Genomic DNA, 18,239 nt, shown 5'->3' on the forward strand with positions numbered 1-18,239 from the left:
TCAATTCCCCTTCGCGCGTCCAACCAGCCCGCGCGCGACGATCATCCGCATCACCTCGTTGGTGCCTTCGAGGATCTGGTGGACCCTGAGGTCGCGCACGATCTTCTCGATGCCGTAATCGGCGAGATAGCCATAGCCGCCATGGATCTGCAGCGCCTGGTTGGCGACCTCGAAGCCGGTGTCGGTGGCGACCCGCTTGGCCATGGCGCAGAGTTTCGTCGCATCGGGCGCCTTGGCGTCGAGCGAGGCGGCCGCTCGCCAGAGGAAGCTCCGCGCCGCTTCCAGCTCGGTCGCCATGTCGGCAAGCTTGAACTGCAGCGCCTGGAAATCGGCGATGCGCGAACCGAAGGCCTTGCGCTCCTGCGCGTAAGCCAGAGCCTTGTCGAGCGCTCCCTGAGCCCCGCCGATCGAGCAGGCGCCGATATTGAGCCGCCCGCCATCGAGCCCGGCCATGGCGATCTTGAAGCCGATGCCTTCCGGCCCGATCCGATTGGCGACGGGAATGCGGCAATTCTCGAAGATCACGGCCCGAGTCGGCTGCGCGTTCCAGCCCATCTTCTTCTCGTTGGCCCCGAAGGAGAGGCCCGGCGTGCCCTTCTCGACGATCACGGTCGAGATGCCCGAGGGGCCGGCTTCGCCGGTACGCACCATCACGACATAGATGTCGGAGACGCCGGCGCCCGAGATGAACTGCTTCTGCCCGTCGAGGACGTAGGTATCGCCATCGCGAACCGCCCTGGTCTTCAGGGCTGCCGCGTCCGAACCGGCGCCAGGCTCGGTCAGGCAGTAGCTCGCCAGATGCTCCATGGTGCACAGCTTTGGCAGGAAGCTCTTGCGCTGGTCGTCGGAGCCGTAGCGGTCGATCATCCAGGCGCACATATTGTGGATCGAGATGAAGGCCGCGACCGTCGGGCAGCCCGTCGAGAGCGCCTCGAAGATCAGCGCAGCATCCAGCCGCGAGAGGCCGGAGCCGCCGACATCCTCGTTGATGTAGATGCCGCCCATGCCGAGCGCGGCGGCGGCGCGCATTTCCGCGACCGGGAAATGCTTCTCCTCGTCCCAGCGCATGGCGTTGGGGGCCAGCGTGTCGGTGGCGAAGCCAAGCGCCATCTCCTGGATGGCGATCTGGTCTTCAGTGAGCGAGAACGGCGTCAAGGCTGGCGCTCCTGGCGGCTGGGCGGTTTCCATGGCGCTTCGCCGAGTTGCAGGCTCCTGCCTTCGGGAAGCGCGCCTTCATATTGCGCCGCGCGCCTCCTGTGTGGAGAGCGCGGCGAGGCCAGGGAGACGAAATCCCTGATGTCGGGGCTGTCGCCGGGGCGGCCGACGAAGACCCGCGGGCCGCCCTCGATGACGACGACATCGCCATAGGCGAGCAGGCCGTCGCTGAGGAAGGTTTCGAGCGTGGCCGGTGGCCGTTTCGCCACGGCGCTGCGCGTTGCCAGCAGGCGGGCGGTCTCGATCATCTCCGCCCGTTCGCGCTGTGCCCGCATTTGCGCGAGCACTGCGCGCCGGCGCGACATCTCGACGGCGTCCTGCCAGAGCTTGCGGCAGGCGTTGGTCTCGGGCTCGCTCAGCGGTGCCTGGGCGATCCTGTCCGGGGTGCAGCGGCTCGCATCGGAGGCGACGATCGCCGGACCATCAAAGTCCGGCTGTGCCATGGCATCAGGCGCGCAGCACAGGAAGACGAGCATCATCGTCTGAACCTGTGGCAATCGCGTCATCGCCGCCTCCGCGCGTCCGCTCAGCTCATCGTCGGAATGACGAAGCTCGCCCCGTCCTTGATACCGCTGGGCCAGCGCGCCGTCACGGTCTTGGTCTTGGTGTAGAACCGGATCGAGTCCGGGCCGTGCTGGTTGAGATCGCCGAAGGAGGAGCGCTTCCAGCCGCCGAAGGTGTAATAGGCCAGCGGTACCGGGATCGGCACGTTGATGCCGACCATGCCGACCTGGACCTTGGAGGCGAAGTCGCGCGCCGCATCGCCGTCGCGGGTGAAGATCGCGGTGCCGTTGCCGTATTCGTGGTCGTTGGTCAGCTTCAGCGCCTCGTCATAGGTCTCTGCGCGCAGCACGGAGAGGACCGGCCCGAAGATCTCCTCCTTGTAGATGCGCATGTCCTTGGTGACGTTGTCGAACAGGCAGCCGCCGACATAGAAGCCGTTCTCGTAGCCCTGCATCTTGAAGGCGCGCCCGTCGACGACGAGGCTGGCGCCCTCTTCGATGCCGACATCGACGTAAGCCTTGATCTTTTCCATCGCCGCCTTGGTGACGACCGGGCCGTAATCGGCGGCGGTGTCGGTCGAGGGGCCGATCTTGAGGCTTTCCACGCGCGGAATGAGGCGCTTCACCAACTCGTCCGCGGTGGCCTTGCCGACGGGAACCGCGACCGAGATCGCCATGCAGCGCTCGCCGGCCGAGCCGTAGCCGGCGCCGATCAGCGCATCGACGGCCTGGTCCATGTCGGCGTCGGGCATGATGACCATGTGGTTCTTGGCGCCGCCGAAGCACTGCACCCGCTTACCGGCCGCGCAGCCGCGGGCATAGATGTATTCCGCGATCGGGGTCGAGCCGACGAAGCCGACCGCCTTGATGTCGGGGTCGTCGAGAATCGCGTCGACCGCGACCTTGTCGCCATTGACGACGTTGAGGATGCCGGGAGGTCCGCCCGCCTCGATGAAGAGTTCGGCGAGCCGCATCGGCACGCCGGGGTCGCGCTCGGAGGGCTTCAGGATGAAGGCGTTGCCGCAGGCGATCGCGGGGCCGAGCTTCCAGAGCGGGATCATCGCCGGGAAGTTGAATGGCGTGATGCCGGCGCAGACGCCGAGCGCCTGGCGCAGCGAATAGATGTCGATGCCGGGGCCGGCGCCGTCGGTGAACTCGCCCTTCATCAGGTTGGGCACGCCGAGCGAGAACTCCACCACCTCGACGCCGCGCTGGATGTCGCCCTTGGCGTCGGGAATGGTCTTGCCGTGCTCGCGGGCGAGCAATTCGGCGAGCTCGTCATTGTTCTGCGCGATCAGGTCGAGAAACTTCATCAGCACGCGGGCGCGGCGCTGCGGGTTGACCGCAGCCCATTTCGGCTGGGCGGCGGCTGCGTTCTCGACGGCTGCGCGCAATTCGGCGGCCGAGGCCAGCGCGACCTGGCCGATGACGCTTCCGTCCATGGGCTGATAGATGTCGGCAGTGCGGCCCGAAGTGCCCGCGACATGCTTGCCGCCGATGAAATGCCCAACCTGACGCATCGCGCCCTCCCTACGAATGGTGATGTCCTGAGACCGGTGTCACCCCTACCATTCTCGTTTGCGCACGGCTATAGCGACGATGGATAGGATGCCGTGCGGAAAAGCGAATATCGGGGAGAGCGCCTTTGGAGCGGTTCGACTGGGATGACCTGCGCTTCTTCCTGGCGGTCGCGCGCTCGGGCCGTTTGACGGCGGCGGCGCGCCGGCTCGGGGCCGACCACGCCACGGTCTCGCGCCGCATCACCTCGCTGGAGGAAGCGCTCAAGGCCAAGCTCTTCGAGCGCCGGCCGCAGGGCTACACGCTCACCGCCCATGGCGAGCGGCTCCTGGCCAAGGCAGAGAGTATGGAGACCGAGGCGCTGGCGATCCAGAGCGATATCGGCGGTGCCGACATGGCGCTCGCCGGCACGGTCCGGATCGGCGCGCCCGACGGCTTCGGCACCACCTTCCTGGCGCCGCGCCTGGCCAAGCTGGCGAGCGCCTATCCCGGCCTCGAGATCCAGCTCATCGCCATGCCGCGCCTGCTTTCGCTGTCGAAGCGCGAGGCCGATGTCGCGATCACGCTTGCCCCGCCCAAGGAGGGCAAGGTCGTGGCGCGCAAGCTCTCCGACTACCGGCTCGGGCTTTATGCCGCGCGGGAGTATCTCGACGCGATGCCGAAGGTCGAGAAGCCGGAAGATCTCTTCGATCACCGCATCGTCGGCTATATCGACGACCTGATCTTCACGCCCGAGCTCGACTATCTCGACGAGGTCGCCAAGGGCCTGCGCGCCCAGGTCCAGAGTTCGAGTGTGCTGGCACAGATGAACGCGGTCGTCGCCGGGGCCGGCATCGGCGTGATCCACCATTTCATGGCCGAAGGCGAGCCGCGCCTCGTGCCGGTCCTGCCCGAGACTGTCTCGATCACGCGGTCCTTCTGGCTCCTGGTCCATGCCGATCTGAAGGATGTCGCCCGCGTGCGCGCCATCGTCGATTTCGTCGTGCGCGAGGCAAAGGCGTCGCGGGCGCTGCTGATGGGCGAACAACCCGCCGCAGCGGCACCGCGGCCCGCCTTGGTCGAGGGATAGAATCGCATTTTCCTTGGACCGAGGCGTCAGCCAGCGGCAAGGCAGACCCGGTTCCGGCCTTGCTGCTTTGCCGCGTAGAGCGCCTGGTCCGCGCTGCGCAGGCAATGATCGAAACGATCCGCCGGATCGGCCTCGGCAACGCCGATCGAGGCTGTGACGGAGATCGTCTCGGCCCCGATCTGCAAGGTTGCATGCGAGATATCCAACCGGAGGTGATCGCTGAAGCGCATCGCGGCGGTCGGGGCCATTCCGGGAAACAGGATGACGAACTCCTCGCCTCCGAGGCGGGCAAGCAGGTTGCCGGTGCCTTCGACCGCATCCCTCAGGCAACGGGCGACCAATTCGAGCACCCGGTCGCCGATGTCATGACCGTGCGTGTCGTTGAGCTGCTTGAAGTGGTCGATATCGAGAACCGCGACCGTGCTCGAAGGGCGCGCCTGCACGGTCTTGATGAGCTTCGGGCCGTTCTCGAAGAAATGCCGACGGTTGAAGAGACCGGTGAGATAGTCGCGGGACGCCAGTTCCTGCAGCTGTTTCAGTTGCAGGAGCGTGTCCGCATTGTTTGCGATCCGGCATTGCAGCTCTTCAGGCATGAACGGCCGCGAAATGAAGTCGTTGGCCCCGGCTTTCAGGAAACCGGCGGAGACGGCGATGTCGGTCGTGGATGAAACCCCGATCACGCGCAGCTTGTCCGGTCCGACCATGCGGCGGATTTTGCGCGTGAGTTCGTATCCGTTGATATCGGGCATATTGTAGTCGGAAACGACGATCTGGATGTCGGGATTGGCCTCGATCAGCGACAATGCCTCCGCGCCGGACCCGGCCTCGATGACCGAGTACTGCTGCACCGCCAGCATCCTGGCGAGGTGCTTGCGCGCAGTGGTCAGGTCGTCGACGACGAGAATGCGCATCTCGCGGTTGGACAAGGCGCGCTTGACCGCGGTGACCAGCGTGTCCAGCGCGAACTCGTTGTTCTTCAGGACATAATCGATGACGTCGCGCTCCATGATCCGGCTGCGCGTCTGCAGGTCGAAGCTTCCCGTGAAGACGATGGTCGGGATGCCGCGTTGGACCGTGAAGTCGATCGCTTCACCGTCGGGCGCATCCGGCAGGTTCAGATCGACCACCGCGATGCCATAGGCCTCGGGCTCTTCGGTGACGACCTCGTGCAGCTCGTTCAGCGATGCGCATGTCACGACGGAGAGCCCCGTCTCCTCGGCGAGAAGCTTGCGCAGCGCCTTCGAGAACGTCTTCGAATCCTCGACGATGAGAAGCTTGCGCATATCGGCGACCGGCTCGGACTTGCGACGATCAGCGGCGCGGTACTTCATCGGCGCAGAATCCTTACGGCGCGTACTGGCACCTCGTCATGGTTCGAGGCGGCATACCAGCTCGGTTGTCCAGGGAGCAGGGCGTTTTCCTGCTCCGGCCGAAACTGGCCAACCAGGGTAAATGTCTGATTAACCTGCGGTTGTCGGTCGCATTTGTTTCACCCGCTGGAGCGCTTCGACAGGGCGAGGCCGGCTTGGACCGTGTCATCGGTCGGGGGCTCCGTCAGATCCGCCAGGGCAGCACGTTGCAGGGCAAGCGCTTGCCGCACAGGTCAAGTCCCAGCATCACCGCGAAAATGATCAGGGAGGCGCTGATCGCGACCGCCGCCGCCTCGCCGGCCAGCCCCGCCTCCTTCAGGCTGAACAGCACGACGCCGAGGGTCTCGGTGCCCGAGGACCAAAGCAGCGCCGAGACGGTCAACTCGTTGAAGGCGACGAGAAAGACCATCAGGCCCGAGACGGTTGCCGCCGGAGCCAGGATCGGTGCCACGACGAAGCGCAGCATCTGCCAGAGGCTCGCGCCGTCGAGCTTCGCCGCCTCCTCGTGATGCGCCTCGATCTGCGCCATCGCCGCGACGGGCGCCTTCAGCGCCAGCGGCAGGAAGCGCGCCAGATAGGCGAAGATGATGATGAAAGGCGTGGCGTAGAGGCTCACGCCGAGAAGCGGCAACGGCTTCAGGAAGAGCAGGATGCAGGCGATGGCGAGCACGACGCCGGGCAGGGCATAGGGCAGTTCGATGACGAGCTCGACGACGCGCCTGAACCTGCCCATCCGCCGCTCCAGCGCATAGGCGAAACCGATCGAGGTCAGCGCGAGCAGCAGGGCGGCCGCGCCGGCGAACAGGAAGGAGTTGCGGAAGGCTCGCATCGTCACATCCTGGCGCAGCAGCACTTCGGTGAATTTATCCAGCGTCAGGCTCTGCCAGGACAGGGCGACGCCGAGCGCCGGCGTCAGCGCTTCGCAAAGCAGCGCGAGGAAAGGCAGGCCGAGCTTCAGCGCCAGCAGCGTCCACAGTGCGCCGGCAACCAGCGGCCGCGCGCGCCCGAGCGTCCAGAACGGCTGCAGCGGCCGCTCGATCTCGACCTTGCCGCCGGCGCGCCGTGTCGCCAGCACGCTCGCCAGGATGCCGCAACCGGCGACCAGGGCGACCAGCAGGGAAAGCGCGGCGGCGTCGGACAGTCCGGCCGGTCCGAAGCTCGCCAGCCGCCGATAGATCAGCGTCGGCAGCGTCAGGTAGTTCACCGGCAGTCCTAGCAGCGCCGGAATGCCGAAATTGCCGATGCCGGCGACAAAGGCGATCAGCGCGGCGGCGATGATCTGCGGCCGCAGCACCGGCAGCAGGATGCGCGCGACGATCGTCGCCGGTCCCGCGCCTTCCATCTGCGCCGCCTCGACCAGCGAATGCGGCACGCTGCGCAGGCCGGTCCAGAGCGTGATCGCGACCAGCGGCGCATGATGCAGCGCCATGACGAGGATGATGCCACCGCGCCCGAGCAGCGGGTTTGGCGTGCCTGGGGCGGGCGACAGGCCAAGCGCCCCCAGGATCGGCGAGTGCGGCGCGAACAGGCTCAGAAATGCAAGAGCTGCGACTTGCGGCGCGATCATCATCGAGAACACGAAGAAGAAGGCGAGGGGGCGCTTATGGCGCAGGTCGGTGATGCTGAGCGCAAGCGCGACAGCGCCGCCGATCAGCAAGGCTGCGAGCGCGGAGAAACCCGCTGTCTCCAGTGTATGGAGCGTCGCATTGACCGCGGCGCGGCTGCCTATCTGTTCCAGCGCGGCGTCGGGAGCGAACCGCCAGCCCGGTGCAAGGGCGGCGATGGCGAGCCGCAGGAAGGGCAGGGCGCCGAGCAGCAGGGCGGCGAGCGTGACAGCCGTCGGCAGCCCAAGCCCCTCCGGCAGGCGCAGAGGCAGACGCAGACCTGGCCAGGTCGGGCGCACGGCGTCGTGCTGCCAGCCGGGGCGGGCGATCAGCGTCATTGCGTGGGAGGCGGGTTGCGCGTCACGCCGGGCTCACTCGAAGATCGCGCTGAAGCGCTTGCGCGCTGCGGCCTCGCCGGCAAGCGCCTGGGCGGCGTCGAATGGCATCAACTTGATCGCATTCCGCGTCGGGTAGCCAGCCGGCAGCGCGACATCGGGGTGGGCCGCGACATAGCCCTGGCGCAGCGCCAGCGCCTGGCCTTCCCGGGAGATCAGGAAATCGACGAAGGCTTTCGCGGCTTCCGGGTTCTTCGTCGATTTCAGGATCGCGACCGGCTCGCCGACGGCGGAGACGCCTTCGCGGGGAAAGACGAACTCGACCGGCGCGCCCTTGGCCTTCTCGCGGATCGGCATGAAGTCGACGATCATGCCGTAGAGCTTCTCGCCGGTGGCGACCTGGCGCAGGATGTCGCCATTACCGCCGGCCGCGAGCGCGCCATTGTCCCTCAGCTGCTCGTAATAGCGCCAGCCGCCAGGCAGGTTGCCGGCCAGCGTCATGGTGTGGATCAGGGCGGCGCCCGAGTTCAACGGGCTCGGCATGGCGAGCAGGTTCTTGACCTCGGGCTTCGTCAGGTCAGTCCAGCTCGTCGGCTTCAGCGCAGCCTTGCTGTTGTAGACGATGCCGGTGGTGATCAGCTTGGTCGAGAACCACATCTTCTGCGGGTCGTGGATACCGGCCGGATAGGCGGAGACATCGGCTGCATCATGCGCGAGCAGCCGGCCCTCCTGCTTCAGGCCCTCCATCGTCACCGAATCGGCGATCAGCAGGACGTCAGCCTGCGGGCTGCCGGCTTCGATCTCGGCGCGCAGCTTCGCCATCACCCGCGGCGTGCCGTCGCGCACGAAGCTCACTTCGACTTTAGGATAGAGCGCCTTGAAGGCATCGATGGTTTGCTGCGCGTCGGTGTTGGGCTGGCTGGTGTAGAGGACGAGCTTGCCCTCCGCGGCCAGCGCCGTTGTGGAGGCGAGCGCGCCTGCGGCAGCCAATACGATCAAGATGTTGGCGCGCATCGCCGCCTCCCATGGGCCTCGACCCGGCCGGGTCCGTCAGGGCCGTTAGGCCCCCTATATGACATATCCATGAAAGCGCCAGCGATCCTCCGCTGCGCCGCGCCGGTGATGGGGGCTGCCCGAATTTCCCGCATTGCAACGGCTTGTTTGTCCCAGCTTTTCGACTAGTGTCCTCGACAAGACGTCCTAAATCGTCGGCATTAAACGTTTTAAATGGGAGGTTATCGATGAAATCGGTTCGTTGTCTCGTCACCGGCGCGGCCTTCGCGGCGATTGCCGCGGGCTGGTCCGGCGCGGCGCTCGCGCAAGAGACCGTCACGGTCTGGTTCACCAAGGGTTTCTACAAGGGCGAGGATGACGCGCTGCTGGCCGTCGTCGACAAGTTCCAGAAGGCGACCGGCGTCAAGGTCGATCTATCACTCTACGCGACCGAGGATTGCGTGACCAAATCGGTCGGCGCCATCGAGGCCGGCACGCCGCCCGATGTCGGCTTCTGCACGACCTACGACTTCCGCACCACCGGAAAATGGGCCTTTGACGGCAAGCTCGAGGACGTCACCGACGTGATCGAGCCGATGAAGGCCGAGTTCCAGCCGCAGGCGCTGGCGACAACCTTCCTGATGAACAACAAGACCGGCAAGAAGTCCTATTACGCCTTCCCCGTCGAACAGCAGATGATGCACATCACCTACTGGAAGGACATGCTGGAGGAGGCCGGCTTCAAGGAAAGCGATATTCCCAAGGGCTGGAACGGCTATTGGGACTTCTGGTGTGACAAGGTCCAAGGCTCGCTGCGCGCCAAGGGCAAGCGCATCTACGGCGTCGGCCATCCCATGGGCATCGCGGCGTCCGACACCTTCTACAGCTTCCTGACCTTCGCCAACGCCTATGGCGCGCAGGTGGTCGACGAGAACGGCAAGATCGTGCTCGACCAGCCCAAGAACAAGGCGGCGATGATCGAAGCGGTGAAGTCCTATGCGAACATCTTCCAGCGCGGCTGCACGCCACCATCCTCGGTCAATTGGCTGGATCCCGACAACAACGTCGCCTTCCACAACCGCACGACCGTGTTGACGCACAACGCGACGATCTCGATCGCCGCCAAGCATCTCGACGACATGAACAACCCTGCGCTCACCGCCGAGCAGCGCGCCCAGGCCAAGAAGAACTACGAGGACAACATCCGCACCGCCGAATTCCCGCTCAAGCCCGATGGCGGCGTCATGCCGAACCTCGCTGCGGTGAAGACGGCCGTGATCTTCGCCGACGCCAAGAACAAGAAGCGCGCCAAGGAATTCATGGCGTTCCTGCTCAAGGACGAAAATCTGCGTCCCTTCGTCGAAGGCTCGGTCGGTCGCTGGTTCCCGACGACGATCGCGGGCGCCAAGAGCCCGTTCTGGACTGACGGCAAGGATCCGCATCGCGCGATCGTCCATAAGCAGTACAGCGATGGCACCGTGCCGTTCCAGTTCGTCTACAACTACAACTTCACGACCGTGAACGCCGAGAACGTCTGGGCCAAGGCGGTGAATCGCGTGGTTCAGGACAAGATCGCGCCTGACGTTGCAGTGGACGAGATGATCGCCCGCATCAAGCAGATCGCCGGCTGACGCCGCCGATCCTAACGAACAGGCGCCCTGCGGCCGCAAGAGCCGCGGGGCGCCGACCCGTCCCAATATGACGGCGAGACCGAGGGAGTAGGTTATGACAGCGACCACGATGGCCGCACCGGTCGCGGCAGCGAGCGACGCGGTCTCAGGACATACCCGTGACCGTGCTCTCTGGGGCGCGATCATGCTGGCGCCCTATGTCCTCGTTTTCCTCGTGATGGTGGTCTACCCCGTCGCTTACGGCCTCTGGCTCGGCCTCAACTGGAATTCCTATCGCGCGCTCTTCGCCGACCCGATCTTCATTCGCACGGTGGTCAACACCATCGTCTTCCTGTTCATTGCGGTGAACCTCAAATTCCTGATCGCGCTCTGGCTCTCGGGTTTCTTCGTGGCCCAGCGCGCCTGGGTTCGCATCGTCCTGGTGATCTTCATCCTGCCCTGGGCCGTGCCGTCGATTCCGACCATTCTCTCGTTCCGGGTCATGCTCAACCCCGAGAACGGCATGATCAACCAGCAGCTTTTCCACCTGTTCGGCATTGTCGAAGGGCCGGGCTGGCTGACGGATCCGACGCTGGCCTTCGCCAGCTCGATCATGGTCCATATCTGGAAGTCGCTGCCGTTCTGGACGTTGATCCTGATCACCGGGCGCTTCGCCATCGCCCAGGATCTCTATGAGGCCGCCAGCGTCGACGGCGCCAACAAATGGCAGCAATTCAAATTCATCACCTGGCCCTCGCTGGCGACGCTCTACGTCACCTCGACCATGCTCTCGATGATCTGGACGCTGGGCGACTTCAACAGCGTCTACCTGCTCACCGGCGGCGGTCCCGGCGATTTGAACCACGTGCTTTCGACGCTCGGCATCCGCTACATGCGCAACAACAATCTCGATCTCGGCATCGCCTCGATCATCGTCGCCATGCCGCTGATCCTGCCGATGGTCTATTTCATGGTGAAGCGTCTCTCGAAGGGAGCCGAATGATGAAAAAGGCTCTCGACGAGGGAAAGCTGATCCTGATCGCCATTCCCGTCCTGCTCTGGACGCTGCTGCCGATCTACCACCTGTTCGTGCTCTCGATCTCCAGCCAGGAGGCGATGCTGGCGGGCACATTGTGGCCGGCCAAGCCGACGCTGCAGAATTTCCAGATCGTCTTCCAGCAGCAGCACTACTACCTGACGAATTTCTGGCGGCAGATGTTCAACAGCTTCTTCATCGCGATCACGACCGGGCTGCTCACGTTGTTCATCGCCACCTTCGCCGCCTTCGCGATCTCCCGCCTCAAGGTCAGGGGCGGCCGCACGATCATGAACCTCGCTTTGGCAACCTATCTGATCCCGGCCGCCTTTCTCGCCATTCCGATGTACAAGGCGATGGGCTCCTACGGCCTGCTGAACACGCAAGCCGCCTTGATCCTGGCCATGGTCGCATTGGCCTCGCCCTATGCGATCTGGGTGCTGAAACAGGCCTCCGACAAGCTTCCCAAGGAGCTCGACGAGGCCGCGATCATGGACGGCGCAACCTCGCTGCAGCTCTTCCGGCTGGTCTATCTGCCGCTGATGAAGCCCTCGATGGTGGTCATCGGCATCTATGCGCTGCTGCTGGCCTGGAACGAGTATCTCTACGCCTTCCTGCTGCTGTCCAACGAGAAGGCGGTTCCGCTTGCCGTGGGGCTGGGGTTGTTCCTCTCGGCGGACGACGCGCCGTGGAACCTGCTGATGGCGGCGGGCCTGCTCTATGCGATCCCCCCTGCGGTGATCTATTACGGCTTCCGCAAGAACATGGTCGGCGGATTGACCGCGGGCGCCGTCAAGAGCTGAGCGCGCTGTCATTCCGGGGCGCGCCTACGGCGCGAACCCGGGACGCAAGACCGCGGAACCCAAGACCGGGTGCGGCGTTTGCCGATGCGTTGGAAAAGTGCTCACCCGGTCGTGGTCTCCGGGGTCTTCGCCGAGTTTGTCTTTGGGCCGACTGGAGGTCGGACCCGAGGGCGAAGCCCGGGAGCGACAAGGGATGCATGCCGGAAATGCTTCATCCCCCTCGCCAGACTGCCGAACAGACGTCACATTGCGGGCGTTAGCCTTAAGCCGAAGACTGCCAGGAACCGATCATGACCGCTTCCAAGCTTGACCAGCTCCGCGAGATGACGACCGTCGTCGCCGATACCGGCGATATCGAGGCGGTCCGCCGGCTGAAGCCGGTCGATTGCACCACCAACCCGACGCTGATCCTGAAGGCGGTCGAAACCCCGGCCTATGCCCATCTCGTCGACGAGGCGATCAGCTGGGGCAAGAAGGCCGGCGGTGGCGAGAAGGCCGTGCATGCGGTCTGCGACCGGCTCGCCGTCACCTTCGGGGCGGAGTTGACCAAGATCGTGCCCGGCCGGGTCTCGACCGAGGTCGACGCCGATCTCTCCTTCGACACGCAGGCGACGATCGACAAGGCGCGCACCATCATTGCCGCCTATCAGGAGCGCGACATCGAGCGCGACCGCATCCTGATCAAGATCGCCTCGACCTGGGAAGGCATCCAGGCCGCCAAGGTGCTGCAGGCCGAGGGCATTGACTGCAATCTGACGCTGCTCTTCGCTCTGCCTCAGGCAGTCGCCTGCGCGGACGCCAAGGCCTTCCTGATCTCGCCCTTCGTCGGCCGCATCCTCGACTGGCACGTCAAGGCGGGTGGCGGTCCCTATACGGCCGAGACCGATCCAGGCGTCGTCTCGGTGAAGGGTATCTACGCTTACTACAAGGCGTTCGGGATCAAGACCGTTGTGATGGGCGCCTCCTTCCGCAACACCGGGGAGATCGAGGCGCTGGCCGGTTGCGACCGGCTGACGATCGGACCCGGCCTGCTCGACGAATTGGCCGCGGCGACCGGCGATCTGCCGCGCAAGCTGTCGCCGGCCTCCTCGCCGCACGTGGCCTCTCCCGGTGGAGGCAGGATCGTCCTCGACGAGAAGGCCTTCCGCTTCGCCATGAACGAGGACGCCATGGGCACGGAGAAGCTGGCCGAGGGTATTCGCGGCTTCGTCAAGGATTTACGCGGATTGCGCAAGCTGGTGGCGGCCAGGCTGGGCTAAGCGGCGCAGTTCTGTCCCGACGGATTGCCCGATCGGTATGGGTCGTTAGCTGTTGGGCTTCGCACCGCGTAACGTGCGATACGCTTTCTGCGAAACAGGGGAGGGTTCAATGCCCGATACGACCAATCGACCGGCAACAGAGTCATTCGGTACGAAACTGGTTTCGTTGCGACAGAAGTCGGGTTGGCTCCTGGCGGCGGGTGTCTCGCTTGTCGTGCTCGGCGTCCTCGGCCTGCTGATGACGGCGGCGCTCAGCATTGCCAGCGCGATCTGGTTTGGCGCGATGGTGCTCGTGGCGGGCATCGTGCTGGTGGCCGACGCGGTCCGCCATGGCGGCTGGCGGAGCCGTTTGCTGCACGGTCTGATCGGCCTGCTTTATCTCGTGGTCGGCATCGTCACCTTCTCGAATCCGCTGGCGGCCACGGCATCGCTGACGCTATTCGTCGGCGCCGCGCTCTTTGCGACAGGCATCTTGCGCATCGTGATCGCCTTCCAGACGCGGCCCAATCCCTCCTGGAGCATGATCCTCGTCTCAGGCCTGCTCTCGCTGGTTCTTGGCGTGCTGATCATGATCCAGTGGCCGGCATCCTCCCTCTGGGTGCTCGGCACTTTCCTGGCGATCGAGTTGATCTTCCAGGGGATCGCGACCATTACGCTGGCCCGTGCGATCCAGTCGACCTTCGATGGAGTCATCGCCAAGCGGAGCACGCCCGCGGCGGAGGCGTAGAGCGCTTTTAGACGAAGTAGGCACCGGGTCGCGTGACGAAAACGCGCTAAAGCAAGGAGTTGGAGCTACTGAACGATCCAATCGGATCGGAAACGGCTCCAGCATCACCTTTGCGTGTGCGGTGGCACGCCACCATGGCGCGGCCATCATAGGCGCGATAGATCGCGGCCATGCTATACCGCTTATCCGTTGCGATCTTCGCTCTGTTCCTTGCCGGACCTGCCGCGGCGCAGGCGACATGGCGCTTCGACCGCGCTTCGACCGAGATCAGCTTCGTTGCACGCCGCTTCGGCGCAGTCGTCGCCACGGGCCGTTTCGAACGTTATGACGGCACGCTGGCGCTGGATTTCGACCAGCCCGAGAAGAGCCGGATCAGGGTTACGATCGAAACCGGTTCGATCAAGGCGGGCTCGGCGCTGATGGACGGCTTCATCACCGGCGAGAGCATGCTGGATTCCGCCCATAGCCCGACGGCGAGCTTCAATTCCGCCAGCGTGATCCGAACAGGCGAACGCAGCCTGCAGATCGGCGGCCAGCTCACCATCCGCTCAGTCACCCATCCCATCATGGTCGATGCCGTGGTGGATGGCGATCTCGACAAGGCGCGGCGTGGCGAAAAGCTGCCTTTCCACGCCAGCGGTTCGTTCATGCGTCCCGCCTTCGGCATCGGACGGGACGTCAATGTCGTCGATGATCTGGTCGAGATCGCGATCAAGGGGCAGCTTTCGCGATGACGGCTGCGGAGGTAGGCCGTCCAATGCGATGGCACCCCGCGCTCATCGCCCTGCACTGGCTGACCCTGCTGCTGATCGCGCTCCAGTTCGTGCTCGCCAGGCTGATGGGCGATGAGACGCGCGACCTCGTCGGCCGCTTCGAGCTCTATCAATTGCACAAATCCATCGGCCTGACGGTCGCGGTTTTCGTGCTGCTGCGGCTTGCCTTGCGTCTCGCCTTGCCGGCTCCGCCGCCGACGCGGCCCGAACCATGGCAGCGGCTTGCGGCCGGCGCCGTCCAGGGCGGGCTTTATCTCTGCCTGGCTGCCTTGCCGCTGACCGGGATGCTGATGGTCTCGGCCGCGCCGATCCAGATCCCGACCTTGTATTTCGGCTGGTTCGCGGTGCCTCATCTCATCGGCCCGGACAAGGCGACCTATGAGATGATGCTATCCCTGCATGAGCGGGTCTTCGACCTGCTCATCGTGCTCGGCCTGATCCATCTCGGCGCGGTCCTGTTCCACCGCCTGGTCTGGGGCGATGGCCTGCTGCGCCGGATGTGGTTCAGGGGCTGAGGTTCAGGGGGAGGACTACGCGCCCTTCCGCGCCTGTTCGGCAAAAGCCTCGGCCCGGATCGTCGAGAGCGACTTCGCCGGCGTGATCGCCTCCGGATCGAGCAGGCAGTGGATGATTGCCGGCTTGCCGCTGGCGACCGCGCGCTCGAAGGCGGGACCGAACTCGGCCGTGGTCTCGACGCGTTCTCCATGGCCGCCGAAGGCCTTGGCATAGGCGGCGAAATCCGGGTTCTTCAATTCCGTCGCCGAAACGCGGCCGGGATATTCGCGTTCCTGATGCATGCGGATGGTGCCGTACATGCCATTGTCGATCACCACGACGACGACCGGCAGATCGTACTGAACCGCGGTGGCAAAATCCTGCCCGTTCATCAGGAAGCAGCCATCGCCGGCAAAGGCGACCACCGTTCTTTCCGGAAACAGCCGCTTGGCGCCGATGGCGGCGGGCACGCCATAGCCCATCGAGCCGCAGGTCGGTGCGAGCTGCGTCGCGAATTTGGTGAAGCGGTGGAAGCGGTGCACCCAGGTGGCGTAGTTGCCGGCGCCGTTGCACAGGATCGCGTCGTCGGGCAGGTAGCGCCGCAGCCAGGTCACGGCCTCGCCGGGGTGGAAGGCGCCGGCCACCGGCGCGGGCTGCTCGGTCCAGCCGAGATAGGCCTCATGGGCTTCCGCCGCGGCCCCGGCCCAGGGGATCTCCTGCGGCGGATGCACCGTCTCCAGCGCGGCGCAGAAGGCGGTCGGCGAGGCGTTGATCGCCAGCGACGGCCGGTAGACGCGGCCCAGCTCCTCGGGATCGGGATGGACATGCACCAAGGGCCGGCCGGGCTCGGGGATGCCGAACAGCGTGTAGGATTGGCTCGGCATCTCCGAGAGCCGTCCGCCGACGAGCAGGACGAGATCGCTCTCCTTGATCCGCTTCAGCAGCTTGGGGTTGGGGCCGATGCCGAGATCGCCGGCGAAGTTCGGATGGTCGGCCGGGAACAGCATCTGCCGGCGGAAGGAGACCGCGACAGGCAGGTCGAAACGCTCGGCGAAGCGGGTGAAGCGTTCGATCGCCTGCGGGCTCCAGCGCGAGCCGCCGAGGATCGCCACCGGCGACTTCGCCGCCCAGAGCCGCTTCTGCAGATCGATGGTCTGGAGCAGGGAGGGGTGCGTCTCGGTGACCTGATAGGGCTGCGCATCGGCCACATCGGCGAGGTCGGTCAATACGTCCTCGGGCAGCGCGATCACCACCGGGCCGGGCCGGCCGGCGGTCGCGACATGGAAGGCGCGGCTGATGATCTCTGGGATGCGCGCGGCATCGTCGATCTCGGTCGCCCATTTCGTCATGGTGCCGAAGACGGCACGATAGTCGAGCTCCTGGAAGGCCTCGCGCTCGCGCATGCCGCGCTCGATCTGGCCGACGAAGAGGATCAGCGGCGTCGAATCCTGGTCGGCGATATGGATGCCGGGCGAGGCGTTGGTGGCGCCTGGGCCGCGCGTCACGAAGCAGATGCCGGGCTTGCCCGTCAGCTTGCCGGCGGCCTCGGCCATCATGCAGGCGCCGCCTTCGGCCCGGCAGATGGTGACCTTCAGGCTCGCATCATGCAGCGCGTCGAGCACGGCAAGGTAGCTTTCGCCGGGCACGCAGAAGGCGTCGGTCGCGCCGTGAATCAGCAATTGGTCGACGAGGATCTGCCCGCCTGTGCGATTAGCCATGGTGCGGCCCTCCCCAGGCCGGGTCGTTCAGGATGTCGTCGTGATGTTCGCCGAGCCGTGGGCTCGGTCGTCCCGCCACCTGCCTGACGCCGTCGATCACGATCGGCGAGGCGACGGTCGGGATCGTCCCGCCCTTGGCGGCGGCGCTGGGCAAGTCGACCTTGACGCCGCGCGCGATGATCTGCGGATCGGCGAAGACCTCGTCGACGGAATTGATCGGCCCCGCCGGCACGCCGACCGCCTCGAGCGCCGCCAGCAGGTCAGCCTTGCCGTAGCGCTGGGTCAGGGCGTGGAGTGCAATCGTCAGCGGCACGCGATTGACGACGCGGGATTTGTTGTCGGCATAGTCCGGGTGGTTGGCGAGCTCGGTGCCGCCCAGCACGTCGCAGAGCTTGCGCCACTGCCCGTCATTGCCGGTGGCGATGATGATATGGCCGTCGGCGACGGGAAAGACGTCATAGGGCACGATGTTCGGGTGCGCATTGCCGAGCCGCGCCGGCGGATTGCCCGAGACGAGATAGTTCATCGCCTGGTTGCCGAGCACGGCGACCTGGGCATCGAGCAGCGCCATGTCGAGCGTCGCGCCCTCGCCGGTCAGGTCACGCCGGCGCAGGGCGGAGAGGATGCCGACCGAGGCGTAGAGCCCGGTATAGATGTCGGCAACGGCATAGCCCGCCTTCATCGGCGCGCCCGTCGGTTCGCCGGTCACCGACATCGGCCCGCCCATGCCTTGCACCAGGAAATCATAGCCGGCGCGCGGCGCATAGGGGCCGGTCTGGCCGAAGCCCGTGACCGAGCAATAGATCAGGCGCGGGAAGGCTGCGCGCATCGCGGCGGCGTCGAGCCCGTATTTCTCCAGGCCGCCGACCTTGAAGTTCTCGACCACGACATCGGCATGGGCGGCGAGGCGATACACCAGCGCCTGGCCTTCCGAGCTGCGGAAATCGGCCGTGATCGAGCGCTTGCCGCGATTGGCCGAGTGGAAATAGGCGGCCGAGAGATGCTCGTCACCGACGCCCTCGACGAAGGGCGGCCCCCATTTGCGGGTGTCGTCGCCCTCGGGCGCCTCGACCTTGACGACATCGGCGCCGAGATCGGCCAGAAGCTGGCCGATCCAGGGACCGGCAAGGATGCGCGCGAGTTCGAGGACGCGCAGGCCGGCGAGAGGGGGAGATGGGGACATCAGGCTTGATCCGGACCGTCATGGTCGG

16 protein-coding genes are annotated in these 18,239 nt (G+C 65.5%); 8 read left to right on the forward strand and 8 right to left on the reverse strand.

Annotated elements, in window-relative coordinates; translation table 11 throughout:
* Genes CYD53_RS09840 through CYD53_RS09850 form a run of 3 tightly spaced genes read right to left on the reverse strand, consistent with a single transcriptional unit; the run spans position 1 to position 3,238 of the window.
* Positions 1-1,188 carry an isobutyryl-CoA dehydrogenase gene (locus CYD53_RS09840; protein ID WP_103717877.1) on the reverse strand — a complete coding sequence of 396 codons (1,188 nt, stop codon included), beginning with the start codon at positions 1,186-1,188 and terminating at the stop codon, positions 1-3.
* On the reverse strand, positions 1,152-1,721 hold the full coding sequence (locus tag CYD53_RS09845) for a hypothetical protein (RefSeq protein ID WP_146055870.1): 570 nt from the start codon (positions 1,719-1,721) through the stop codon (positions 1,152-1,154). Before CYD53_RS09845 ends, CYD53_RS09840 begins: the two co-directional genes overlap by 37 nt.
* 20 nt (positions 1,722-1,741) lie before the next feature.
* Positions 1,742-3,238, reverse strand: a complete 1,497-nt coding sequence (locus tag CYD53_RS09850) for a CoA-acylating methylmalonate-semialdehyde dehydrogenase (RefSeq protein ID WP_103717879.1) — start codon at positions 3,236-3,238, stop codon at positions 1,742-1,744.
* A gap of 125 nt (positions 3,239-3,363) precedes the next feature.
* Between CYD53_RS09850 and CYD53_RS09855 the strand changes: the two genes are divergently transcribed.
* Positions 3,364-4,305: a LysR family transcriptional regulator gene (locus CYD53_RS09855; RefSeq protein WP_103717880.1), complete on the forward strand. Its 942-nt coding sequence runs from the start codon at positions 3,364-3,366 to the stop codon at positions 4,303-4,305.
* 26 nt (positions 4,306-4,331) lie between these two features.
* On the opposite strand, the gene CYD53_RS09860 is transcribed toward CYD53_RS09855, so the two are convergent.
* From CYD53_RS09860 to CYD53_RS09870, 3 genes are all read right to left on the reverse strand, one after another.
* On the reverse strand, positions 4,332-5,636 hold the full coding sequence (locus CYD53_RS09860) for a diguanylate cyclase (RefSeq protein WP_103717881.1): 1,305 nt from the start codon (positions 5,634-5,636) through the stop codon (positions 4,332-4,334).
* 223 nt (positions 5,637-5,859) lie between these two features.
* Positions 5,860-7,617, reverse strand: a complete 1,758-nt coding sequence (locus CYD53_RS09865) for an ABC transporter permease (protein WP_103717882.1) — start codon at positions 7,615-7,617, stop codon at positions 5,860-5,862.
* 33 nt (positions 7,618-7,650) lie between these two features.
* Positions 7,651-8,628 (reverse strand): ABC transporter substrate-binding protein, encoded by a 978-nt coding sequence (locus CYD53_RS09870; protein WP_103717883.1) that lies wholly within the window; start codon positions 8,626-8,628, stop codon positions 7,651-7,653.
* 227 nt (positions 8,629-8,855) lie between these two features.
* On the opposite strand from CYD53_RS09870, the gene CYD53_RS09875 reads away from it, so the two are divergent.
* The 7 genes from CYD53_RS09875 to CYD53_RS09905 all read left to right on the forward strand — a co-directional run bounded on the left by CYD53_RS09875 (position 8,856) and on the right by CYD53_RS09905 (position 15,330).
* Positions 8,856-10,238: an ABC transporter substrate-binding protein gene (locus CYD53_RS09875; RefSeq protein WP_103717884.1), complete on the forward strand. Its 1,383-nt coding sequence runs from the start codon at positions 8,856-8,858 to the stop codon at positions 10,236-10,238.
* A 109-nt stretch (positions 10,239-10,347) separates the two neighbouring features.
* Complete coding sequence (locus CYD53_RS09880) at positions 10,348-11,220, forward strand: ABC transporter permease subunit (RefSeq protein WP_181011794.1); 873 nt, start codon at positions 10,348-10,350, stop codon at positions 11,218-11,220.
* Complete coding sequence (locus CYD53_RS09885) at positions 11,220-12,056, forward strand: carbohydrate ABC transporter permease (protein ID WP_103717968.1); 837 nt, start codon at positions 11,220-11,222, stop codon at positions 12,054-12,056. The genes CYD53_RS09880 and CYD53_RS09885 overlap by 1 nt, the downstream gene beginning before the upstream one ends.
* Before the next feature lie 290 nt (positions 12,057-12,346).
* Positions 12,347-13,315 carry a transaldolase gene (tal, locus tag CYD53_RS09890; protein ID WP_103717886.1) on the forward strand — a complete coding sequence of 323 codons (969 nt, stop codon included), beginning with the start codon at positions 12,347-12,349 and terminating at the stop codon, positions 13,313-13,315.
* Between the two features lie 109 nt (positions 13,316-13,424).
* Positions 13,425-14,042 carry an HdeD family acid-resistance protein gene (locus CYD53_RS09895; protein WP_103717887.1) on the forward strand — a complete coding sequence of 206 codons (618 nt, stop codon included), beginning with the start codon at positions 13,425-13,427 and terminating at the stop codon, positions 14,040-14,042.
* Positions 14,043-14,212: 170 nt separating this feature from the next.
* A complete protein-coding gene (locus CYD53_RS09900) occupies positions 14,213-14,776 on the forward strand; it encodes a YceI family protein (protein WP_103717888.1) in 564 nt (187 codons plus the stop codon).
* A 23-nt stretch (positions 14,777-14,799) separates the two neighbouring features.
* Positions 14,800-15,330 (forward strand): cytochrome b, encoded by a 531-nt coding sequence (locus CYD53_RS09905; RefSeq protein ID WP_181011788.1) that lies wholly within the window; start codon positions 14,800-14,802, stop codon positions 15,328-15,330.
* 15 nt (positions 15,331-15,345) lie between these two features.
* Here the strand turns inward: CYD53_RS09905 and CYD53_RS09910 are convergent, their stop codons facing one another.
* Both CYD53_RS09910 and CYD53_RS09915 read right to left on the reverse strand, forming a co-directional pair.
* Positions 15,346-17,028, reverse strand: coding sequence for a thiamine pyrophosphate-binding protein (locus CYD53_RS09910; protein WP_103717890.1), 1,683 nt, complete (start codon positions 17,026-17,028; stop codon positions 15,346-15,348).
* Positions 17,021-18,211 (reverse strand): CaiB/BaiF CoA transferase family protein, encoded by a 1,191-nt coding sequence (locus tag CYD53_RS09915; RefSeq protein ID WP_103717891.1) that lies wholly within the window; start codon positions 18,209-18,211, stop codon positions 17,021-17,023. Before CYD53_RS09915 ends, CYD53_RS09910 begins: the two co-directional genes overlap by 8 nt.
* Positions 18,212-18,239: the final 28 nt, after the last annotated feature.

It is taken from the genome of Allobosea psychrotolerans (genome assembly GCF_002917105.1).
Classification (GTDB): domain Bacteria; phylum Pseudomonadota; class Alphaproteobacteria; order Rhizobiales; family Beijerinckiaceae; genus Allobosea; species Allobosea psychrotolerans.